Raw genomic sequence first — 20,337 nt, 5'->3', positions numbered from 1 at the left:
AATGAAATGGATTTGTGAAAACCTTGTAGACTTAGATGAAATAAGTAGAGAAATTCTCAATGAATGTTCTTCTAGAAAATTAGCTTTTTATGCCGAAATGGGAGCCGGTAAAACTACTCTCATAAAATTGCTTTGTAAACATCTAAAAGTGATTGATGTAGTGAAAAGCCCGACTTTTTCAATTGTAAATGAGTATATTAGTGAATCAAATCAGACTGTTTATCATTTTGACTTTTATCGCTTAAACAATAGGCAAGAAGCAATTGATATAGGATTAGACACATACTTTAACGATTCATCCTATTGTTTTGTTGAATGGCCAACGGTTATTGACGACTTACTGCCAGCTGATTTTAATAGTATTTATATTGAAGTTGAAGAAGAAAAAAGAATTATAAAACTATCATTAAATGACTAGTACTAGTATTTCATCGTTGGGAAGTGGCAATCTCTTGCCGCAAGAGGAAAAATTGGAGATTAAAAAACAATCCAAATCGTTATTCATTGGAGTGCCAAAGGAAATTGCTTTTCAAGAAAGCAGAATTGCTATTGTGCCTGATGCTGTTCAACTGTTAGTTAGTCACGGGCATGAGGTCCTTATAGAGTCTACTGCTGGAGAAGGGGCAAACTTTTCTGATAACGAATTCAGCGAAGCTGGAGCAAAAATAATTTTCGATACAAAAGAAATTTATCAAGCAGATATCATTTTAAAAGTTGAGCCACCTACATTAGAAGAGATAGAATTAATGAAAGGAAGGCAAACATTAATTTCAGCCTTACAGATTACTACTAGAAATCAAGAATTTATTAATCGATTGATTGAAAAAAAGATTACTTGCCTGGCCTACGAATTTATTCAAGATGACTCAGGAATGATGCCTTTAATTCGTTCTATGAGTGAAATTGCTGGTAATACTTCTGTGCTCATCGCGTCAGAATGCCTGAGTAATGCTAATGATGGTAAAGGCTTGCTTCTGGGTGGGATTGCTGGAGTTACGCCAACAGAGGTAGTAATAATAGGCGCAGGTACTGTTGGTGAGTTTGCTGCCCGTTCATCAATGGGGCTTGGAGCATCAGTGAAAGTATTTGATAATTCATTATCGAAATTGAGAAGACTGCAAAATGACTTAAATACTAGAGTCTATACTTCTATTATTCAGCCGAAAGTTCTATCAAAGGCACTAAAGCGTGCCGATGTTGTTATAGGTGCTTTACGATCTGGAGACAAAAGAACACCATGTGTGGTAACTGAAGAAATGGTTAGTGATATGAAAGATGGTGCTGTAATTATTGACGTAAGTATTGATCAAGGTGGTTGCTTTGAAACATCGGAACTGACTAATCATGCTAAGCCTACATTTAAAAAGTATGGCGTTATTCATTATTGCGTACCAAATATTCCGTCTAGAGTAGCTCGAACAGCATCTTATTCATTAAGTAATTTACTTACTCCAATTATACTAAGAATTGGAGATTTTGGAGGATTAGATAATGTTATATCATCTGATGTAGGGTTGCGTCAGGGGGTATATATTTGCAAAGGAATTTTAACAAATAAGATGGTTGGTCAATGGTTCAACCTAAATTATAAAGAGATTAATTTAATTATAGCCAGTATTTAATGTTCAGACGTTTCGGAATCTTTTTCTTTGGTATTCTTCTTGGAGTTATGATAATTAGATTTGCCTTTCCAGGCAGGTTTACAGAATACACCCAATATTTTAGTTTAGATTATAGAGTGCTTTACCATCTCAATCAAGACACCATTTACTTTAGTAATGAGGCTCAATGTTTAATGGAATGCTTAGATGTTGAACAAGCCGATGTTTTAGATGTTTTTGAAGGAGGAGAAGTTAACTTTGATTTGAGTGATAAAAATACTACACCTTGCAAACTTTACTTGGTAGAAAAAGACGAACTTGAAGTGTCTTTTGAACTGTGTGAGGATAAAGTGAAGCTTAAAAGCTTTTCCTTAGGTGAAGATACATGCTCTTGTAATTAGGTAGCTCTCCTAGTTTTCTCTTTAATTATTAAACTCAGTTCTCTACCTGTTTGTCCAGAAATAGAAGTGTTCTCTTGAGCTCTTCTTATGAGATATGGCATCACAAGTTTAACAGGTCCATACGGCATATATTTTACCACATTGAAGCCCTCATTAGCAAGGTTAAAACTGATGTGGTCACTCATGCCTAAAAGTTGAGAAAAATAAACCCTTTTATCATCTTTCAGTATATTATTTTCTCTCATTAAATCAATTAATTTCAAGGAGCTTTTTTCATTATGAGTGCCAGCACAAAGTGCAATTTTATCAATATGATTTATACAGTAGGCTAGGGCTAAGTCATAGTCCTGATCGCAACTTTTTTTGTCTTTCTGAATAGGAGAGGAATACCCAAATTCAGAAGACCGCTCACGCTCTTTTTCCATGTAAGCCCCTCTAACAATTTTTAGTCCTAAAAAGTAGTTCCCATTTTCAGCATCCGCATATGATTGCTTCAAAAAGGCTATTCTATCCCATCGGTACATTTGAAGAGTATTATAAACTATGGCTTTGTCAGTGTTATACGTTCTCATCATAGAAATTGCTAGATCGTCTATTACATTTTGAATCCAACTCTCTTCGGCATCTATAAAAATTCGAACATCAAAATCAAATGCTTTTTGACAAATGCTTTTCACTCTTTCTTTTAAACGTTTAAACTCTTCTTTTTCATTTTCGTTTAATGATATGTTCGAACTTACTTTTTCTAATAATTCTATTCGGGCTAAACCTGAAGTTTTGAAGACAGCAAAAGGGATATTTTCATCCTCTTTAGCTCGCTCAATAGTTTTGATAATTTCGTTAGCAGTTAAATCAAAGTTTTCTTTATTGCTTTCGCCTTCAACGGAATAGTCAAGGATAGTCTGGACATTATATATTGCTAGTGATTGAATACGTTCTTCACAGTCCTTTATTGATTCGCCACCACAGAATTGTTTAAAAATGGTGTTTTTGATGATAGACTTAATGGGTAATCTAAGGAAGAATGCAATATTTAGTAGAGTTGGTCCTAATTTCACTAATGCATTATTGCTAACTAACTTAAATAACCAATAGGACTTTTGTAAATCAGATGTGGATTTAGACTTAAAAGCTATTTCTGTGTTATCGAAAGAAACTTTACTCATTTTACTTTTTGACATATCATTAAACCATCTCTTACTGGCAAAAGCAAATTTTCTACTCTTTCACTTTGTTGAATTTTGGTATTATAATCTATCAATGCTTTTGTTTCAGAATCATTTTCTTTCACATCTTCAGCTACTTTTCCGCTCCACAATACATTATCTGCAATGATAAAACCACCAACTGGTATTTTATCAATAACAATATCAAAGTAGTTGGAGTAATTTTCTTTATCAGCATCAATGAACACTAAATCAAAGCTATCATTAAGAGTAGGGATTATTTCTAATGCATTTCCTACATATTGCTTTACATTGTCTTTTATTCCTGCTTTTTCAAAATAAGAAGAAGACATTGACTCAAGCTCTTCATTAATATCTATTGTGTAGAGTTTACCACCTTCTTTAAGGCCTTCAGATAAACAAATAGCAGAATAGCCTGTGTATGTTCCAATCTCTAGAATTACTCGTGGTTGAATCATCTTACTAAACATGCTCAATGCTCTCCCTTGTAGATGTCCTGACAACATTCTGGGGATTAATACTTTTGCCCATGTTTCTCTATTGAGTTCAGATAAGATAGGGCTTTCATTTTGAGTATGACTACAGGCGTAGTCGTCGATGTTTTTAGGTAAAAATTCCATTATACTTTATAAATCAGATGTGAGAGTTTATCTTCATCAAAAATTTCATTTGCCACTTCAAGTATTTGTGTAGAGCTTACCGCTTCCACTTTTTCTTTTACGATTTCAAAAGTATCAACTTTATTGTAAAGTAAAACACTTTTTGCTAGCGATAACATCAAATTTACTTCATTTTCTTGACCTATAGCTATTTGACCAATCAATTGTTGTTTAGCTTTTTTGAGTTGTAAAGTACCAAGCGGTTTTTCACATAATTTTATGAGTTCTCTTTTAGTCAGCTTTATACTTCTATTAATTTTATCCGTGTCTGAGGCCAGATAAACTGAGAATATACCTATATCACTGTAAGGAGTATAATTAGACTCAATTGAGTATGTAAAGCCGTATTTTTCTCGTATCGCTAAATTTAACCTTGAGTTCATTCCTGGGCCGCCCAAAATATTATTTAAAAGTGTTAATGGAGTCTTTTTAGGGTGTTTTACACCATAAGCTACATTGCCAATAATACAATGCGATTGAAAGCCTTTTTTATTAGAAGTGACTTGCTTTTTTTTATAGTTAGAAAATTCTATTTGATTTCTATCAGTTTGACTTTTAGGAATATAAGAAAAATGTTTTTCCGCTAATGAAATTAACTTATCCATAGAAATATCTCCTACTGAACTTATAACTATTTCATGAGTGAGGTAATTTCTTTTAATAAACTCGTTAATCATATTTTTATCAAAAGAATTTATGTGTTTTGGAGTTCCTAAAATATTTTTTCCCAATGAATGATTTCCAAACATTTGCTCTTCAAATTCATCAAAAATTAATTCTGATGGATTGTCTTTGTAATAATTGATTTCATCTAAAACAACTGTTTTCTCTTTTTCCAATTCTTTTTTAGGGAAACTAGAATTGAAAATTATATCGCTAAGTAGTTCTAATGAGCGTTCGTAATATTTTGGAATGAATGAGGAATGAATACACGTTTCTTCTTTAGTGGTGAAAGCGTTTATTTCGCCACCAACATCTTCCATTCGACTTAGTATATGAAAAGCTTTTCTTTTGTGTGTGCCTTTGAATATAACGTGCTCAATAAAGTGTGCCAGACCTTGCTCGTGTTCTTGTTCATCTCTTGAGCCACCCTTAATAATCAATCCGCAATGAGCTACTGCTCTATTGGTCTTTTTGTGAACAATACGAATTCCATTTGCCAATTGGTGATAGAAGTGCATTCTGAACTTTATTGAGTGTGAAGAAAAAAAAACTCGAACAGAGAATTTCCATTCGAGTTTTAATAAATTATTAAAATGTTTAGCTTGTTGGTTTCTGTTTTGAACTGCAACAACCTTGTTTTTTATTATCGCAGTTAGCCACTTTCTTGCCCGTTTTTGTGCAACATGCGTCACCTTTAGAACATTTTTTAGCTGAAGTTTCCTTTACTTCTTCCTTAGAGCATGTCGCTTTTTCACCTTTGCAACAAGATTTAGATTTCTCTGAACTTGCTTTCGCATCACTACTAGAGCACTTTTTTTCTTCTTTAGAAGAGCATTTTTTAGCCTCTTCGGAAGAACATTTTTTAACGGTTTGCTCAACTTTTACATCTTCAGATTTTGAAGAAGTGGTTGTCTGAGCAATCATATTAGCGGATAAAAATCCGAATAATAAAATAAAAATTAATTTTTGCATTTGTGTATGGTTTTAGCTTCTTCGAAGTTACTAAAAAAAATTAATATGTAGCTAGTACAGTTTTGTTTCCTTTCACAACTTGATTCATTTCAACATTTATCTTTGTCCCAAGTGGAAAAAAAACATCTACTCTTGAGCCGAATTTAATGAATCCATAATCCTCACCTCTTTTGGCAACAGCATCTTTCTTAGCGTAGAGTACAATTCTTCTGGCAACTGCGCCTGCAATTTGACGAAATAGAAGTGCTATTTTATCATTTTCAACTACTACTGTAGTTCGTTCATTCAATGTAGACGATTTGGGATGCCATGCTACAAGGTATTTTCCAGGATGATATTTGGAGTATTTCACAGTACCACTGATTGGGTATCTATTAACATGAACGTTAATTGGAGACATGAAAATTGAAACTTGAATTCTTTTGTCTTTGAAAAACTCAGGCTCTTCTACCTCTTCAATGACAACTATTTTTCCGTCTGCAGGAGCAACAACCTCATTTTCCCTTGCGGTTACTACTCTTTTTGGATTTCTGAAGAATTGTACAACCAGTATTAATACAATAAATGAGGCAATTTGGACAAGTGAATTAAGCCAAAATATTTCTGATAGGCTAACTAAGTAATTTATAACTAATAAAAGAACTATTGTTGTTGCAATGATTCTATATCCTTCTTTGTGAATTAAGTTCATGAAATTAAAATTATATAAATATATACTATTGGTATTACAAGTAGAGCACTGTCAAAACGGTCGAGTATACCACCATGACCGGCTAAAATAGTTCCACTGTCTTTAACATTTGCAGATCGTTTTATCATAGATTCTATTAAATCGCCAATAACTGAAGAGATACAAATGATAATCCCTAAAATTATCCATTCAATGAGGTCCAAATTAGTAAGGAAGTTTGATAGAATCACAGAGCTAAGAACACATAGAATGAACCCTCCTATTACTCCTTCCCAGCTTTTTTTTGGTGAGACACGTTCTAATAGTTTGTGCTTACCAAAATTAACCCCAGCAAAGTAGCCTCCAATATCACTCATCCAAATCAAAATAAAAATACTCAGCAGAAACATATATTCATACTGATTGGCATCATTATGGTTTAGAAAGAAGGTTAAAGACATTGGAACTGAGATGTAAATTACGCCCATTAAGGTAAGTCCAATGTTGTTGTAGCTTACATTTTCTTTTCTGAATAATTCAATAATAAAAACTAATAGAGTGAAAAAGCAAGTTATCGAAAAACTAATTTTAGAGAGCTCGAAATTTTTAAAATATAAAAATGAAGAAGCAAATAATCCTAATGAAATGAGCATTCCAAGGTAAATCTGTGGTTTGCTCTTATCATTATCGACTAATTCATAAAACTCTTTAATGGCGAGTAACATTACAACAAGAAAGAAAATAGAACTGCTAAGTTCACCGAGTACGAGACTGGAAATGAAAACAATGCCATACAAAGCTCCAGTTATGGTTCTTGTCATTAATTTACTCTTGGACATCTTTCAGAATATCTTTTGCTGCTTCAAGGTCAGATACTTTTACTTTTAGTTCGGCTTCACCAAATTGCAGGTAAGAAGAGTCAATTTTATTGATAATAACAGATTGGATTTCATGTTCTAACAATAAACCTTTCATCAATTCTAGCTGATAAGGCTTAATTGTTGTCATTAGAGTTGTCCAGTTGTTTTGAGTCATCTTCTTTAACTTTATCCCATGGTCGTGGGCCAAACAAATCTAGTAAATCCTCTTTAAAGATGACCTCTTTTTCGAGTAAAAGTTCAGCTAACTTGGTCAGTTTAGTTTTATGCTTTTTAAGAAGTGTTAGTGTTTTCTTGTAGCAATCTTCAATTAATTTACTGACTTCATCATCAATTAACTTGGCTGTAGCTTCACTGTAAGGCTTTGTAAATCCATCTCTGCCGCTAGAGTCATAGTAGCTTATGTTTCCAAGTTTGTCACTAAGACCGTAAACAGATACCATTGAATAGGCTTGTTTGGTTATTTTTTCTAAATCGCTGAGTGCACCAGTTGAAATCTTATTGAATATGATTTTTTCGGCAGCTCTTCCGCCCAGAGTGGCACAAATTTCATGAGTCAGTTGCTCAGTTGTTGTTAGCTGTCTTTCTTCTGGTAAGTACCATGCAGCACCTAAGGAGCGGCCTCTAGGAACGATAGTTACTTTTACCAAAGGAGAAGCGTATTGCATAAACCAACTCACTGTTGCATGACCGGCTTCGTGGAAAGCAATAATTCTTTTTTCTTCTTGAGAGATGATTTTGTTTTTCTTTTCAAGTCCCCCAATAATTCTATCTACAGCATCTAAAAAGTCTTGCTTCTCGACAATCTTTTTATTTTTACGTGCCGCTATAAGAGCCGATTCATTGCACACATTGGCAATGTCTGCACCAGAAAATCCTGGAGTTTGTTTTGATAAGAAGTCAATATCAACATCTTTACCCAAGGTAAGTGGCTTAATATGAACTTGGAAGATTTCTTTTCGTTCTCTTAAGTCGGGTAGATCTACAAAGATTTGTCTGTCAAACCTACCAGCTCTAAGAAGAGCTCTATCTAAAACATCAGCCCTGTTTGTTGCTCCAATGACAATTACACCTGAGTTTGTGCCAAAACCATCCATCTCTGTAAGTAACTGATTCAGGGTGTTTTCTCTTTCGTCATTTCCGCCAGTGATGTTATTTTTCCCTCTAGCACGACCAATAGCGTCTATCTCATCTATAAAAATTATTGATGGGGATTTCTCTTTGGCTTGCTTGAATAAATCTCTTACTCTGGAAGCACCTACACCTACGAACATTTCAACGAAATCAGAACCTGATAAAGAAAAGAATGGTACTTGAGCTTCACCAGCAACGGCTTTGGCTAACAGAGTTTTACCAGTTCCTGGAGGGCCTACAAGTAGCGCTCCTCTTGGGATTTTACCACCCAATGCAGTATATTTTTTCGGATTTTTAAGAAAGTCAACAATTTCTTCAACTTCTTCTTTAGCTCCCTCTAGACCAGCGACATCTTTGAAGCTTACATTCACCTTTGTCTTGTCAAATAAAGTAGCTTTTGATTTTCCGATATTAAAAATTTGACCAGTTGCGCCACCTGCTCCTCCGCTCATTCTTCTCATAAAGAAAATCCAAATAGCAACCATTATTAGAATAGGGAATATCCAACTAAATGCATCGCCAATTATGTCCTTTTGAGTTGAATATTTTATTTCTATTCGGTCTTCCTCATTAAAATTGGCTTGCGCTTCTTTTAGCTTTTCTTCTAAATTATCAGGGGATGATATCTGAAAATAATAATGAGGACCTTTGTTAGTGGCGTTGCCAAAAGACTTTTCACTAACAGATTTATACTTTTCTTTTTTTAGGGCAGATTCTTTTATATAGATTTGAGCAATGTCTCTATTAACAACAACTAGCTTTTCTACTTCTTCAGTTTGAAGCATGGTACGGTTAAATTCCTGCCAAGAAGTTTCTTTTGTTGTATTGACATTGAAAATCTGAATACCGAAAAATAGTACGGCAATTATTGCGTAAATCCAGTAAAAATTAAACTTGATTCCTTTTGGTTCTTGTTTTTTATTCTTCATTTTTAAGCGGATTCTTTGAAGAGTTGAATTTTAGCATCTCCCCATAATTTTTCAATATTATAGTACTCCCTTGTCTCTTTTTGGAAAATATGAACAACGACATTACCATAATCAAGCAGTACCCAATCGCCATTCGTCAGACCTTCCTTTTGCCAAGGTTTTTCTTTTACGTCTTTTAACGTTTCCTCAATAACTGAATCTGCAATAGCTGATGCGTGAGTATTCGATGTGCCATGACAGATTACGAAATAGTCGCAAACGGATGATTCAATTTCTCTTAAATCTAAACAAACTATATCTTTTGCTTTTAGGTTTTTCATTCCTTCGACTATTGCATTTGCAAGAATATCAGAAGTAATTAATTTTTTGTTTTCAGCCATTAAAAGCAATAAAAAATAGAGTGTTTGTTTTAAGGTACAAAAATACAGAAATTTATCCGTTAATTTGCTTTAATGAATACCTTGTTTATAGGACAAAATCTCATCAGTCTAAAGTCGGTTGATTCTACTAATACTTTCTTGTTGAATTTATCAAATAATGAGAAGTTAGTTGAAGGCACTGTAGTTTATGCAGAACATCAAATTAAAGGAAGAGGGCAAAGAGATAATCCCTGGTTTTCTGAGAGTGAAAAGTCCTTGTGCATTAGTGTTTTGTATTATCCTAAACTTGATTTATCCCATCAATTTACATTTAATAAAAGCATAGCCTTAGCCTTAGTATCTTCATTTAATCGTGTAGGTGTAAAGTCTCATATCAAATGGCCAAATGATATTTTTGTTGAAGATAAAAAGATAGCGGGTGTACTTATTGAAAATTCAATAAGGCAGAAAAAACTGCAAAAAAGTGTTGTTGGAATTGGGATTAATGCAAATAATAATTGTCAGGAGATACAATCAGCAACCTCCTTAAAAGAAGTGTTAAAGGGTGAAATAAGTCTTAATGAGCTTTTTTCAATCTTATGTCAGGAACTTGAAAAGTATTATTTATTATTCAGAAACGACAAAAAACAAATTCAAGTATTATATCATTCTTATTTGTACAAAAAAGATTGTTTGGTAAATTTCACTAAAAATGGCAAACAATTCTCAGCAATCGTAAAAGAGGTTGATGATTTTGGACGTTTAGTGCTTATTGAGGAAGGGATGGAAAAGGCGTATTCTGTTGGAGAGTTAAGCTTTAATCTCTTTTAATTTTTCTGCCAATAAGTTCAGAAAATTAGTAAGCGGTTTTTCAACCATCATTTTCATCATCATATTCAGTTCAGCATTAAAATGAAATTGTGCCTGGCATTTTTCTTCATTTACCTTTTCCAAACAACATTTTAGTTCAAACGGCAGCTTGCCATCTTCTGCACTCATAATTACACAACTAAACGGCGTACGTTCTGTAATTCTAAGACTAACATTTGGCATACCATCTATTGAAAAAGAACAGCTATCTCTTGTAATTTTTAAATCCTTTACTTGAGGAGGGAATAAGGTGCTGAAATTTGTGAAATCACTAATAAAATTGAAGATTTCTTCTTCAGATTTATTTATTTCAACGGTTTGACTTTTGATTTCGCTCATTTATTTTTTCCAAGTTGAAGGGCTTTCTCTCCATTCTTTTAATAGTTTAACTTCATCATTAGAAATATACTTAGTTTCAAGGGCTTGACTTATGAGTGTTTCGTAATTTCCTAAAGTAAAAAGTTCGCAATTGGCGTTTTTGAAGTTTTGCTCAGCTTCCTGAAATCCGTAACTGAATATAGCTCCCATGCCATTTACTTTAAAGCCGCCATCTTCTAAAGCTTTGACAGCTGCAAGACTGCTTTTTCCACTACTAATTAAGTCTTCAATTACAACTACAGACTGTCCACTTTCAATCTTACCTTCTATAAGGTTTTGTCTGCCGTGTTCTTTTGCAGAAGCTCTTACATAAACAAATGGAAGACCTAATTCTTGAGCAACAAGAACGCCATGTGCAATAGCGCCTGTAGCTACACCAGCAATAACGTCAGGCTTGCCATACTTTGAAAGTATTCCTTCGACTAAATGTTGCCTAATAAACGTTCTTACCTCCGAATGAGATAGTGTAATTCGGTTGTCACAATATATTGGTGATTTCCATCCAGAAGCCCAAACGAAAGGGTCACTTGGGTTTAAAATTATAGCTTTGATTTGCAATAAGGATTTTGCAACTTGCTTGGCTGTTTCTGTATCCAAAATCATGGTGCTAATGTATGAAGTTTTTATAAATCATCACTCTTTAGTTATCTCTAATTATCAAGAAAAAGAGATGGACTATTCATTTCATTTTGACGACTCATTCTCTTGGCCTAAATTGTTTAAGCATATCAACGTTAAAAAACCTTTGAAATTTTGTGTGTATGCTGATAATTATGAGTTAATCTGGAAGACTTTCAAGTCGAACTTTGAAACAATCATTGCAGCTGGCGGATTGGTTGTCAATGATCAGAAGATACTTATGATTTACAGGAATGGGAAATGGGATTTGCCTAAGGGTAAACTAGAAGAAGGAGAGAGTATTGATGTTTGTGCAAGAAGAGAAGTTCAAGAAGAATGTGGTCTTAATGATTTAGAAATTATGACTAAGCTCACAAATACATACCACACTTATGAACAAAATGGTCAAGCTATTTTAAAAGAAACACATTGGTATTTGATGAGCTCTTCACAAAACAGTGGTTTATTGCCTCAAATTGAAGAAGGAATCGATGAAGTAAAATGGGTAAATAAAGGCGATATTTCGACTTACTTAAAAAATACATTTGAAAATATTAAGCGAGTTTTTGAAAGCTATAATGGCTTAAAGTGATATATCTTTAGGTAAAAATTGACTAACGTCACCGCCGTTTTTAATAATGTCTCTAACAATTGTTGAACTTATGTGAGAGTATTTGGGTTCAGTAATTATAAAGATAGTTTCAATGCCATTTTCCATTGAATGATTCATCTGAGCAATCCCTTTTTCATATTTAAAGTCGTGGGAATTACGTAGACCTCTAAGTATATATTTAGCTCCCATCTTTAAACAATGATCAATCGTTAGCCCTTCATAGCGTTCTACTTTAATATTATCGTAGTTTTTGAATACGCTTTCTGCCCATTGAACCCTTTCGTCAATAGAAAAATAATCATTTTTAGCAGAATTAATTCCGATACTTATAATTATTTCATCAAATAAAGGTAATGCCCTTAGGACAATGGATTCATGCCCTTTTGTGAAAGGGGAAAAAGAACCTGGGAAAACAGCGATTTTCTTACTCATGCGTTAAAGTTAAAAAAACTAAACATTACTCGACCATACTGTCGAACATTTTTGAAATAAGGTGATTCACTAAAATCAGTATTATTATCGTGTTCTATTACAAGTATACCGTCTTTTTCTAAAATATCATTATTGAAAATATAGTCAGGAAGTTCTCCGATGTTATCTAGATTGTAAGGAGGGTCGGCAAAAATAAAATTGAATTGGTTTTTACATGATTTTATGAAGCGAAAAGCGTCAGAACGAATTACCGTATTTTTTAAATCAAGCTCTCTATTTACTTTTTTAATAAACCTAATGCAGTTAAAGTTTAAATCTACAGATGTTATGTGCATACACCCTCTTGAAGCAAATTCGTATCCAATATTGCCTGTTCCAGCAAAGAGTTCGAGAAGTTTAATAGAATCGTAATCAATTTGATTTCTAATAATGTTGAATAAACTTTCCTTTGCAAAATCTGTTGTAGGTCTTACGGGCAAATTTTTTGGGGCAATAATTGATTTGCCTTTATATTTTCCGCCAATTATTCGCACAAGTGCTGATGTATTAAAGAATAAAAATTATGAGAATTTATTTTTTCAATATTTTGGCTTACACTTACTTTTCGTTGGCTAAATTCTATTGTTCTAACGTAGGTGTATGCTAAAGTAAATATTTCATCATCTTTTGAAATATCACCCATGAATTCAAGAACTATATTCTCTGGATTTAATTCGACTTGTTCGCAAGTAAACAATACATAGTAGATACAGTCATGTGCATTCTTATAATTGAAAACGTTATGGTAAATAAATTTAGAGTGGTCAAAAACACTAATACATATCTGATTGTGGGTGACATTAACAATCATTTTTTGACCATCAAAATTTTTATTTTCAGAGAGTAAATGGGGAATGTATCTACTAGAAAAGTGTTTTACTTTTGAGCTGGGCAGATGGGTTGTAATTATATCTTGTTCAGCTTTGGAAATCCCGTAAACACAATGGCTATCAAGAATACTGATTTCATCTGTGAGAATATCCAGTTCCTCTATTTTCCTATGGTTGAGCTTCAATAGGTCTTTTCTATACTCGTTTGAAAAAATTGTTGAAGGAACTAATGTGCTTTTCTTGGTTGTAATACTAATAATAGAAGAGACATATCTTTTAGATAGCCAGTTATTTTCTTTAAAAATTTTTTCTATTTGAGAGAGGGATTGTTCGTAAGATTCAATGCCTAAAATTTCCTTGTCATTCCTAATGCAGTAGGAGAGGCCGTTGAGTCCAATTTGAATTGATATGTGACACTCTTGGGGTAAAGAATGTAGTTCTAATGCTTTTAGGTCAAATGATGAAAAAGCTGGATTATTCACCCCAATTTCCGTTGATAGACGCATCTGACATTGATCCAACTCTAATGGTTTTTTCAAGGTCAATACCCTTATTGGAAGCGTCTAAGCCATTCAGAAAGGTTGCGTAATTAGTTGAAACTTCAAATACTTGAACGACTACTTTACCTTTTTCAATGTTACCTGATTCGATAGAAAAAGTTTCTTCTGAAAAAGGAACTGAGGAGAGTTCATCTAAGTTGAAAGTAAAACGGTTATCACGAGTAGATAAATAATCGTCACTAAAAATGGATTCGTATGCAGGGACAAAAACAGTATCTCTACTAATTATTCCAGCCTTTAGTGCTTGATCTTCAGTTAGTGAATCTGGAACTTCACCGATGGCTTTAATCAAAACTAGTGAATCATTTTTCACAAAGCTTATGAGCGTATTAAAATCACCAGCATAAACTCTATATTTGTCTTTAAAAGCGATTTGAGCTGTTCTAATATCCTTTAAATCTTGAATTACTGCAGACTTCCTGAAATCAGCAACTTCTTGAAATTCCTTTAAACTAATTGGACTTCTGTATACTAACCAAGCTAAAATGATTATTACTGGCCATAATAAAAGTTTAATTGTTTTTGTATTCATGATTTTTCGAATAAAAGTTAATACACGCAAATCTACAATTTTTTTGAGTATATTATGGTAAATTTGGCTCTACTTCAATTCTCTAATGAATACAAATAAACTTCAGCAATTACTCGTTAAAAATTTTAAGCACGATCTTACTACTCAACAGTCTGAAGTGGTTAATCAATTATCTGAATTTGTTGAAGAATCTAGCTCCAACAGCCTTTTTCTTCTAAAAGGGTATGCAGGTACAGGAAAAACGACCTTAATAAGCTCACTTATAAATAGTTTGTGGTCAGTCGGCAAGAAAGTAGTGCTTTTAGCGCCTACAGGCAGAGCTGCTAAAGTCCTTTCGACTTATTCTAAAAAATCAGCATTCACTATACACAAAAAAATATATTGGATTCGAACCAATTCTCAAGGTAATTCATACGTAGCTTTACAAGAGAATAAGCATACAAATACAATTTTTATTGTAGATGAAGCCTCGATGATTCCTGATGTGAATGATAAAGGGTTTAGTGGAAGAGTATTGTTAGATGATTTGATCGACTACGTCTATTCAGGTCTAATGTGTAAGTTGATTTTTGTGGGCGATACCGCTCAATTACCCCCTGTACATTTAGATATAAGCCCAGCCTTAGATCACAATCTTCTAGGGGTTAAATATAGAAAAGATGTATATAGTGCCGAGCTTACTCAGGTTGTCAGGCAAAAGTCATCTTCTTTAGTATTGAAAAATGCTACAGACTTAAGAAACACTATTACAAAAGATGAAACTTCATATCCAAAAATTAGTTGCGATGATGATGTTTTGCGCTTAGATGTTGGAATGGATATTCAGGATGCTTTAGAAGATGCTTATTCAACCTCTGGTGTTGAAGGAACTGTTGTAATATGTCGTTCGAATAAACGCGCCAACCTATACAATCAACAAATTCGTTTGCGAATAAGAGGACATGAAGAAGAGATTTCCTCAGGTGATTTTCTAATGGTTGTGAGAAATAATTATTTCTGGTTACCAGAAGGCAGTAAAGCTGGTTTTATTGCTAATGGAGACACTATTGAAGTGATGCGGATTTATGAAATTAATGAACTTTACAATCGTCGTTTTGCCCGTATTTCAGCAAGACTTGTTGACTATCCTGACGAAGATTATATCGAATGTGTGGTAATGTTAGATACATTGACTTCTGAGAGTCCCGCTATGACTTATGAAGAATATAAAGCATTGTATGATGAGGTGTCGAAAGACTACAACGATATTCCTCAAAAAGCAAAACGCAATAAAGAAATTAAATTGAACCCATTTTTTAATGCCCTTCAGGTAAAGTTTGCATATGCTATTACATGTCATAAATCCCAAGGGGGGCAATGGGAGAATGTTTTTGTTGAACAAGGTTATTTTATTGATGATATGTTAAATAAAGAATATTTTAGATGGTTGTATACTGCTATGACAAGAACAACAAAAAGATTATTTTTGATTAACTTTAAAAAGGATTTTTTCAATTAATACCATTTATGAAGAAGGTAATATCACATGCTATTTTAAAAATTATGGGATGGAAAATCGTTGGTGATATTCCATCAGTAAAAAAGTATGTCATTATACTTGCCCCTCACACCAGTAACTGGGACTTTATCATTGGTAGATGCTTTGGATATATATTAGGTATTGAAGCAAAATTCTTAGGTAAAAGCCAGCTGTTTAAATTTCCTTATGGATGGATTTTTACTTTGATGGGGGGTATTCCTGTCGATAGAAGTAGGCACAATAATTTAGTATCCTTTGCTATTGATTTGTTCAATAAAAGCGATGAACTAGTTTTAGGGTTAGCTCCTGAGGGTAGTCGTTCTAAAGTAGATGCTTGGAAGTTGGGTTTCTATCACATTGCAGTAGGGGCAAATATTCCTATAGCTATTTCATATTTAGACTACAAGAACAAAGAAGCCGGTGTAAAAACGATGTTTTTGCCAGAGGGTGAAATTGAAAAAGATTTAAAGAGCATTGAAGACATTTATAAAAATGTTCATGCAAAACACCCTAAAAAATACAATTCTAAAATTTTCTAAAGATTATTTAGAATAATTTCCAATTCTGCTTCAGTTACTTCAGTCATAGAGCCAATAATTTCAATATGGTCTAGAGCAATAGTTGCGTTTACAAGAGCATAAAAATAACTACCGTTTGATTCAGAAATTACTACAAAACTGACATCCATTCCTACAGGGGTAGAATAATTAGCTCCTAAATCAAAGGTGCCATCAGTATCATAATCACTAAGGCTTGCTACCGAGTTTATATCATCGTAATAGATGAATACAGCCGAATTGTCTCCATTGAAAGTGTCAGGTAAAACCACTTGAACTTGTGTGAGTGGATCGCCAGAATTGTAAAAATAATCGCAGTTTATCCAGCCAATAGAGTCGATTTCAAAATCAAAACTAAACCAAGATTCTTGACCTGTGCTATCGTTGGCATTGGTGTTGGTTATCACAGTATCGTCTACACTTTCATCCCAACCAAATCCGCCTTCATTATTAAAGCTTCCGTCAAAGAAATCCATTGAAACATATGAGTTAGTAGGTATGCTAACTGATACAGGGTTGTTATCATCAATACTTAGTTGCTGACCATTTTGAGTGGCATTTAAGTACACAATACCGCCAGATACTAAGAGGTCGCCACTATGTGTAAACGTTGGCCTATTCATCAACATCATTTCTTTTTTTGTCAAAGCCTCTATTAACTCAATATCGATATTTCCACTTACAGCAACACCTGATGAATTAACAAAAGTATATGTGTTAAATGTGTAGGTAATCCCTTTGTTACTAGTAAATGTTTGACTTGTTGACGGGTTTATATTAACTGTTTGCGTGGCGTTTTCAAGATTGTCTTCAAAAAATTTATTTATCTCACTTGTAGGTGTAGGGCTAATAGTTGAAGGAAGAACGATTACTTCAGTTTCTTTTTCACATGAATTAAAAGTGAATAAAGCGATAGATGTTAGAGTTAAAATTGATAATATTTTCTTCATAATGTATTGTTTTAGATTTTTATACCTTATTCAAAGTTAATAAAATAATAATCAATTGACATTAGTCAATTTCGTATTCTTATGAATCCAAATTGAAAAAAGCACCAATTTTGGTGCTTTTTTCAACTGATTTAATGTTAAAAAAATTAATCAATAATTAAACGTTTTGTTTCATTGATTTTGTCACCAATTATTTGAATGAGATATATTCCATTTGGTAATTTTCCAGAATCATATGATAATTTATTTTTAGATGTTGAATGGCTTAAATTGACTTCTCTTCCTTGTGAATCTAGAATATTAATTTCAGCATTCTCCACTTCTTCTCCTTCAACAAAAAATATATCATTAGCAGGGTTAGGGTAAATGCTAAGCCTAGAAGTCTCATAAAAATCTTCATATTTAAGAGGAGACCCTACTGTAAAGTTGAAATTAATGTTATCACCAAAATCACCATCGAAATTCTTAATTAAACCAGATCCAGGCTTAAAAATTCGACACGCACCCACACCATTATTGTTTGCCCAAAAGTCGATTCCATCATCATCAGAGTCATCAACTCTAAATGTATAGCAGCCGTATTCTAGTTGAATAGTATCTCGGTAAGTGGTGTTATTACCCAATCCACTTCTTGAGAATACACTATTTCCTTCATTGTCAATTATTTTATAGCTACTCTCACTTCCAACATTATTTGTTTTGAAGTAAATGACAATTTCTTCGGGTAATACATCTGGAATTTCGAATTCAGAATGGTATAAGTTATTGTGTTCATACTCGTCGGCACTTCCATTTGGTGAACTTACTTCAACATGAAAAACATTATTTGAAGGGTTAACAGTAAGCCAAAGTGATAGTGGAGAAGGTAAACTTACTGTTTCAGTCTCGTTAAAATCAAGACTACCAGTCCAATTATAACTTTGCGGACTTGTAGCATTATTAATCCAATACTTAATAACTAATGTCGTTAAGGTCGTTTTACCTGTATTTTTAATCACTACCTTAGGAGTATGACATATTGAATTATACCTACTAAATTCAACTCTATTGGATGGTTCTCTGACTTCAACAACAGAAGCGTCTAAATCATGGTTTATTTCACCGTATGTGATTAACTGGTTATTGATAATATAGTTTGATGTTCCACTAGCGTTCAATACACCATAATCAATTGATACTGTTGAGTTATTACCGACAAGTTCAGTAATATCGTAATGTTTTACATCTGTAGGAGCCCCTGGACACCATCCTGCTCGGTCATAAATCCATGTTCCTCCTTGAGGGTAGATAGGGTTTTCTGCACATTCTTTCCATACTTGCCAATTGAATTCCGTTGCTCCGCCATTAATGTTTATGTAGTGTTGTCTAGGAATGAATTCGCCTTCCTGCCCATGACCAGTGATGGCTGAACGTATCTTATAGTATTTGGCGTTGGTATTGAGTTTGATATCTCTAGGAGCAAAGTAACGGTCACTTTCTAAAGAGCTATACGATCTGCTTACAGGTCGCCATAACTGATTAAAGCCGATAACGTCTCTTGGTGGTGTACCTAAAATAAATAAAAACTTAATATCCATGTCTTCCATCCATTGCCCCCCTCTTTCCATTGTCATTCTTTTTTTACCATTAAAAACAGGCAAGAAGTCAGTCATATCAAAAGTCCAAGTTTTTCCTGTAGGACCTAAATTAAGCCCTAAGCCATAGGGTGTAACGAAAGACATAATTTCAATTTTTGCTGGCCATCGTCTATAATATTCTAATTGATTAATTGTAATTGTGCCTTCGCTATTTACTGATGTGGATGAAATTTCTTGACCAGTTTCCCCATTAAATGTTTTTGATTCTAATCCCCAATATGAATTTTCGAAGACGGTATTTACTTCATCATCTTCTAGCGTTCCAGGGTTTGGGTTAATGTTATATTCTTGCACAAGATGTGGTTCTATTAAAACTGAGTCAGTAACCGTAGTTGAGTTAACGTTTAGAGTATAATCTCCTCTGAATAATGTTAATTTAGGACGCTTTGAGCTGGACTTGAAAAAACGACTTAGTGATTTTCCTCGTGTTTTTTTCCAAAAATATGGGCTAGAAGAATTAGCAACTAAATTATTAGTTGAAAGATCATTTAACAAAGTGTCTGAGCCTTCATCCATTTTATAATAAGCAACCAGATTACTATAATTTGGATGACTATTATTTAATGAAATGCTTTTCCATTCACTGATTTCAGTTTGTGATAATTCTTTGTCCCATATTCTAACCTCATCCATTATCCCTTTATACCCTTTGATTTTCATAGAACTTATATCTATTGGTTTTGTCTTACCTGTTCCGCTATGCCATAGGCTTCCGTTGAGATAAATTTTCATTTCTCCAGAATTGGTGTTTTTTGTAAAAGCCCAATGGTTCCATTGCCCCTCCAATTCATCGACATTTGCAGATTTATAAATTCTATCAAAATCAGAATTTTCACTACCACAGTCAAAATACACATTACTATCACTCCAAGGTAAGTGAACATTAAAGGCTCTTACGCCATCTGTTTTAATGGCATCAACGGTCCATGTGTTAGAGGGTAATAATTCTGGATATCCAAATACCCAAAAGGATATTGTAATTTCATCAGAAATAGATGATATGGCATCAACAGGAACTTCAATAGAAGCGTTATTAGATAAATCCACAGCATAGCCATTATTTGCAATCAACCCATTATTAGAAGCGTTTTCTGCACTCAACTGTATGGAGTTTGTAGGTTCAGAGTTTGTAAATGAAAATTCTATAATTAGATTGTCAGTTCCGTTCCAAACAAAAGGGCTTGAAAAAATAATTTTATTAGCTCCACTATTGAAAGTGCAGTTGCTGTTATAAACTTCTGTGAAATTTGAGAGTTCTGGTGTTTTGGGGTCTAATTCAGCAAGTGAAGTTTCTTTAATTTTTACTTTAAAAAAGCTTAGAGCCCCAGCATTTGAACTTTCCAATTCTA

The 20,337-nt window shown here is 33.5% G+C and carries 24 protein-coding genes; 7 read left to right on the top strand and 17 right to left on the bottom strand.

Annotated elements, in window-relative coordinates; translation table 11 throughout:
* The first annotated feature begins 1 nt into the window (after position 1).
* Genes tsaE through ISP73_02885 form a run of 3 tightly spaced genes read left to right on the top strand, consistent with a single transcriptional unit; the run spans position 2 to position 2,002 of the window.
* Positions 2-418, top strand: a complete 417-nt coding sequence (gene tsaE / locus ISP73_02895; protein MBL6657534.1) for a tRNA (adenosine(37)-N6)-threonylcarbamoyltransferase complex ATPase subunit type 1 TsaE — start codon at positions 2-4, stop codon at positions 416-418.
* Complete coding sequence (locus ISP73_02890) at positions 411-1,622, top strand: alanine dehydrogenase (protein MBL6657533.1); 1,212 nt, start codon at positions 411-413, stop codon at positions 1,620-1,622. The genes tsaE and ISP73_02890 overlap by 8 nt, the downstream gene beginning before the upstream one ends.
* Complete coding sequence (locus ISP73_02885) at positions 1,622-2,002, top strand: DUF4258 domain-containing protein (protein ID MBL6657532.1); 381 nt, start codon at positions 1,622-1,624, stop codon at positions 2,000-2,002. Before ISP73_02890 ends, ISP73_02885 begins: the two co-directional genes overlap by 1 nt.
* Here the strand turns inward: ISP73_02885 and ISP73_02880 are convergent.
* The 9 genes from ISP73_02880 to rsfS form a co-directional block, all read right to left on the bottom strand.
* Entirely contained in the window at positions 1,999-3,183 is a 1,185-nt protein-coding gene (locus ISP73_02880; GenBank protein MBL6657531.1) for a proline dehydrogenase family protein, read from the bottom strand. The genes ISP73_02885 and ISP73_02880 overlap by 4 nt on opposite strands.
* Complete coding sequence (locus tag ISP73_02875; protein ID MBL6657530.1) at positions 3,165-3,809, bottom strand: O-methyltransferase; 645 nt, start codon at positions 3,807-3,809, stop codon at positions 3,165-3,167. Before ISP73_02875 ends, ISP73_02880 begins: the two co-directional genes overlap by 19 nt.
* Complete coding sequence (locus tag ISP73_02870) at positions 3,809-5,029, bottom strand: insulinase family protein (protein ID MBL6657529.1); 1,221 nt, start codon at positions 5,027-5,029, stop codon at positions 3,809-3,811. The genes ISP73_02875 and ISP73_02870 overlap by 1 nt, the downstream gene beginning before the upstream one ends.
* Positions 5,030-5,108: 79 nt before the next feature.
* On the bottom strand, positions 5,109-5,483 hold the full coding sequence (locus ISP73_02865; protein ID MBL6657528.1) for a hypothetical protein: 375 nt from the start codon (positions 5,481-5,483) through the stop codon (positions 5,109-5,111).
* Between the two features lie 40 nt (positions 5,484-5,523).
* Positions 5,524-6,174, bottom strand: a complete 651-nt coding sequence (locus ISP73_02860) for a phosphatidylserine decarboxylase family protein (GenBank protein MBL6657527.1) — start codon at positions 6,172-6,174, stop codon at positions 5,524-5,526.
* On the bottom strand, positions 6,171-6,992 hold the full coding sequence (locus tag ISP73_02855) for a phosphatidate cytidylyltransferase (protein MBL6657526.1): 822 nt from the start codon (positions 6,990-6,992) through the stop codon (positions 6,171-6,173). The genes ISP73_02860 and ISP73_02855 overlap by 4 nt, the downstream gene beginning before the upstream one ends.
* A complete protein-coding gene (locus ISP73_02850) occupies positions 6,979-7,161 on the bottom strand; it encodes a DUF2007 domain-containing protein (protein ID MBL6657525.1) in 183 nt (60 codons plus the stop codon). Before ISP73_02850 ends, ISP73_02855 begins: the two co-directional genes overlap by 14 nt.
* A complete protein-coding gene (gene ftsH, locus ISP73_02845; protein ID MBL6657524.1) occupies positions 7,148-9,094 on the bottom strand; it encodes an ATP-dependent zinc metalloprotease FtsH in 1,947 nt (648 codons plus the stop codon). The genes ISP73_02850 and ftsH overlap by 14 nt, the downstream gene beginning before the upstream one ends.
* 2 nt (positions 9,095-9,096) lie before the next feature.
* Entirely contained in the window at positions 9,097-9,474 is a 378-nt protein-coding gene (gene rsfS, locus ISP73_02840) for a ribosome silencing factor (GenBank protein MBL6657523.1), read from the bottom strand.
* 72 nt (positions 9,475-9,546) lie between these two features.
* Here rsfS and ISP73_02835 point away from each other — a divergent pair, with 72 nt between their 5' ends.
* Positions 9,547-10,284: a biotin--[acetyl-CoA-carboxylase] ligase gene (locus tag ISP73_02835; protein ID MBL6657522.1), complete on the top strand. Its 738-nt coding sequence runs from the start codon at positions 9,547-9,549 to the stop codon at positions 10,282-10,284.
* Here ISP73_02835 and ISP73_02830 read toward each other — a convergent pair.
* Together ISP73_02830 and ISP73_02825 are read right to left on the bottom strand one after the other, a co-directional pair.
* On the bottom strand, positions 10,264-10,662 hold the full coding sequence (locus tag ISP73_02830; GenBank protein MBL6657521.1) for a hypothetical protein: 399 nt from the start codon (positions 10,660-10,662) through the stop codon (positions 10,264-10,266). The two genes, ISP73_02835 and ISP73_02830, sit on opposite strands and share 21 nt — an antisense overlap.
* Positions 10,663-11,304 (bottom strand): orotate phosphoribosyltransferase, encoded by a 642-nt coding sequence (locus tag ISP73_02825; protein MBL6657520.1) that lies wholly within the window; start codon positions 11,302-11,304, stop codon positions 10,663-10,665.
* 7 nt (positions 11,305-11,311) lie between these two features.
* On the opposite strand from ISP73_02825, the gene ISP73_02820 reads away from it, so the two are divergent.
* Complete coding sequence (locus ISP73_02820; GenBank protein MBL6657519.1) at positions 11,312-11,911, top strand: NUDIX domain-containing protein; 600 nt, start codon at positions 11,312-11,314, stop codon at positions 11,909-11,911.
* Here the strand turns inward: ISP73_02820 and coaD are convergent.
* Genes coaD through ISP73_02800 form a run of 4 tightly spaced genes read right to left on the bottom strand, consistent with a single transcriptional unit; the run spans position 11,903 to position 14,325 of the window.
* Positions 11,903-12,364 carry a pantetheine-phosphate adenylyltransferase gene (gene coaD / locus ISP73_02815; GenBank protein ID MBL6657518.1) on the bottom strand — a complete coding sequence of 154 codons (462 nt, stop codon included), beginning with the start codon at positions 12,362-12,364 and terminating at the stop codon, positions 11,903-11,905. The genes ISP73_02820 and coaD overlap by 9 nt on opposite strands.
* Entirely contained in the window at positions 12,361-12,897 is a 537-nt protein-coding gene (rsmD, locus tag ISP73_02810) for a 16S rRNA (guanine(966)-N(2))-methyltransferase RsmD (protein ID MBL6657517.1), read from the bottom strand. The genes coaD and rsmD overlap by 4 nt, the downstream gene beginning before the upstream one ends.
* Positions 12,888-13,772, bottom strand: coding sequence for a DUF3822 family protein (locus tag ISP73_02805; protein MBL6657516.1), 885 nt, complete (start codon positions 13,770-13,772; stop codon positions 12,888-12,890). Before ISP73_02805 ends, rsmD begins: the two co-directional genes overlap by 10 nt.
* Entirely contained in the window at positions 13,708-14,325 is a 618-nt protein-coding gene (locus ISP73_02800; protein MBL6657515.1) for a hypothetical protein, read from the bottom strand. Before ISP73_02800 ends, ISP73_02805 begins: the two co-directional genes overlap by 65 nt.
* Before the next feature lie 85 nt (positions 14,326-14,410).
* Between ISP73_02800 and ISP73_02795 the strand changes: the two genes are divergently transcribed.
* Both ISP73_02795 and ISP73_02790 read left to right on the top strand, forming a co-directional pair.
* Positions 14,411-15,823: an AAA family ATPase gene (locus ISP73_02795; protein ID MBL6657514.1), complete on the top strand. Its 1,413-nt coding sequence runs from the start codon at positions 14,411-14,413 to the stop codon at positions 15,821-15,823.
* A gap of 8 nt (positions 15,824-15,831) precedes the next feature.
* On the top strand, positions 15,832-16,383 hold the full coding sequence (locus ISP73_02790) for a 1-acyl-sn-glycerol-3-phosphate acyltransferase (GenBank protein MBL6657513.1): 552 nt from the start codon (positions 15,832-15,834) through the stop codon (positions 16,381-16,383).
* Here ISP73_02790 and ISP73_02785 read toward each other — a convergent pair.
* Both ISP73_02785 and ISP73_02780 read right to left on the bottom strand, forming a co-directional pair.
* Entirely contained in the window at positions 16,380-17,351 is a 972-nt protein-coding gene (locus tag ISP73_02785; GenBank protein MBL6657512.1) for a hypothetical protein, read from the bottom strand. The two genes, ISP73_02790 and ISP73_02785, sit on opposite strands and share 4 nt — an antisense overlap.
* Before the next feature lie 146 nt (positions 17,352-17,497).
* Positions 17,498-20,337: T9SS type A sorting domain-containing protein (locus ISP73_02780; GenBank protein MBL6657511.1), on the bottom strand; the 2,840-nt coding region annotated here is incomplete at its 5' end.

Source organism: Flavobacteriales bacterium (genome assembly GCA_016779935.1).
GTDB lineage: Bacteria > Bacteroidota > Bacteroidia > Flavobacteriales > UBA7312.
The sequence above is the reverse complement of the archived record's forward strand: the minus strand, read 5'-3'. Positions and strand labels throughout refer to the sequence as shown.

Coding starts and splice junctions, on each gene's coding strand:
- tsaE (MBL6657534.1), top strand. CDS start 2: ATGAAATGGATTTGTGAAAACCTTGTAGACTTAGATGAAATAAGTAGA.
- ISP73_02890 (MBL6657533.1), top strand. CDS start 411: ATGACTAGTACTAGTATTTCATCGTTGGGAAGTGGCAATCTCTTGCCG.
- ISP73_02885 (MBL6657532.1), top strand. CDS start 1,622: ATGTTCAGACGTTTCGGAATCTTTTTCTTTGGTATTCTTCTTGGAGTT.
- ISP73_02880 (MBL6657531.1), bottom strand. CDS start 3,183: ATGTCAAAAAGTAAAATGAGTAAAGTTTCTTTCGATAACACAGAAATA.
- ISP73_02875 (MBL6657530.1), bottom strand. CDS start 3,809: ATGGAATTTTTACCTAAAAACATCGACGACTACGCCTGTAGTCATACT.
- ISP73_02870 (MBL6657529.1), bottom strand. CDS start 5,029: ATGCACTTCTATCACCAATTGGCAAATGGAATTCGTATTGTTCACAAA.
- ISP73_02865 (MBL6657528.1), bottom strand. CDS start 5,483: ATGCAAAAATTAATTTTTATTTTATTATTCGGATTTTTATCCGCTAAT.
- ISP73_02860 (MBL6657527.1), bottom strand. CDS start 6,174: ATGAACTTAATTCACAAAGAAGGATATAGAATCATTGCAACAACAATA.
- ISP73_02855 (MBL6657526.1), bottom strand. CDS start 6,992: ATGTCCAAGAGTAAATTAATGACAAGAACCATAACTGGAGCTTTGTAT.
- ISP73_02850 (MBL6657525.1), bottom strand. CDS start 7,161: ATGACAACAATTAAGCCTTATCAGCTAGAATTGATGAAAGGTTTATTG.
- ftsH (MBL6657524.1), bottom strand. CDS start 9,094: ATGAAGAATAAAAAACAAGAACCAAAAGGAATCAAGTTTAATTTTTAC.
- rsfS (MBL6657523.1), bottom strand. CDS start 9,474: ATGGCTGAAAACAAAAAATTAATTACTTCTGATATTCTTGCAAATGCA.
- ISP73_02835 (MBL6657522.1), top strand. CDS start 9,547: ATGAATACCTTGTTTATAGGACAAAATCTCATCAGTCTAAAGTCGGTT.
- ISP73_02830 (MBL6657521.1), bottom strand. CDS start 10,662: ATGAGCGAAATCAAAAGTCAAACCGTTGAAATAAATAAATCTGAAGAA.
- ISP73_02825 (MBL6657520.1), bottom strand. CDS start 11,304: ATGATTTTGGATACAGAAACAGCCAAGCAAGTTGCAAAATCCTTATTG.
- ISP73_02820 (MBL6657519.1), top strand. CDS start 11,312: ATGTATGAAGTTTTTATAAATCATCACTCTTTAGTTATCTCTAATTAT.
- coaD (MBL6657518.1), bottom strand. CDS start 12,364: ATGAGTAAGAAAATCGCTGTTTTCCCAGGTTCTTTTTCCCCTTTCACA.
- ISP73_02800 (MBL6657515.1), bottom strand. CDS start 14,325: ATGAATACAAAAACAATTAAACTTTTATTATGGCCAGTAATAATCATT.
- ISP73_02795 (MBL6657514.1), top strand. CDS start 14,411: ATGAATACAAATAAACTTCAGCAATTACTCGTTAAAAATTTTAAGCAC.
- ISP73_02790 (MBL6657513.1), top strand. CDS start 15,832: ATGAAGAAGGTAATATCACATGCTATTTTAAAAATTATGGGATGGAAA.
- ISP73_02785 (MBL6657512.1), bottom strand. CDS start 17,351: ATGAAGAAAATATTATCAATTTTAACTCTAACATCTATCGCTTTATTC.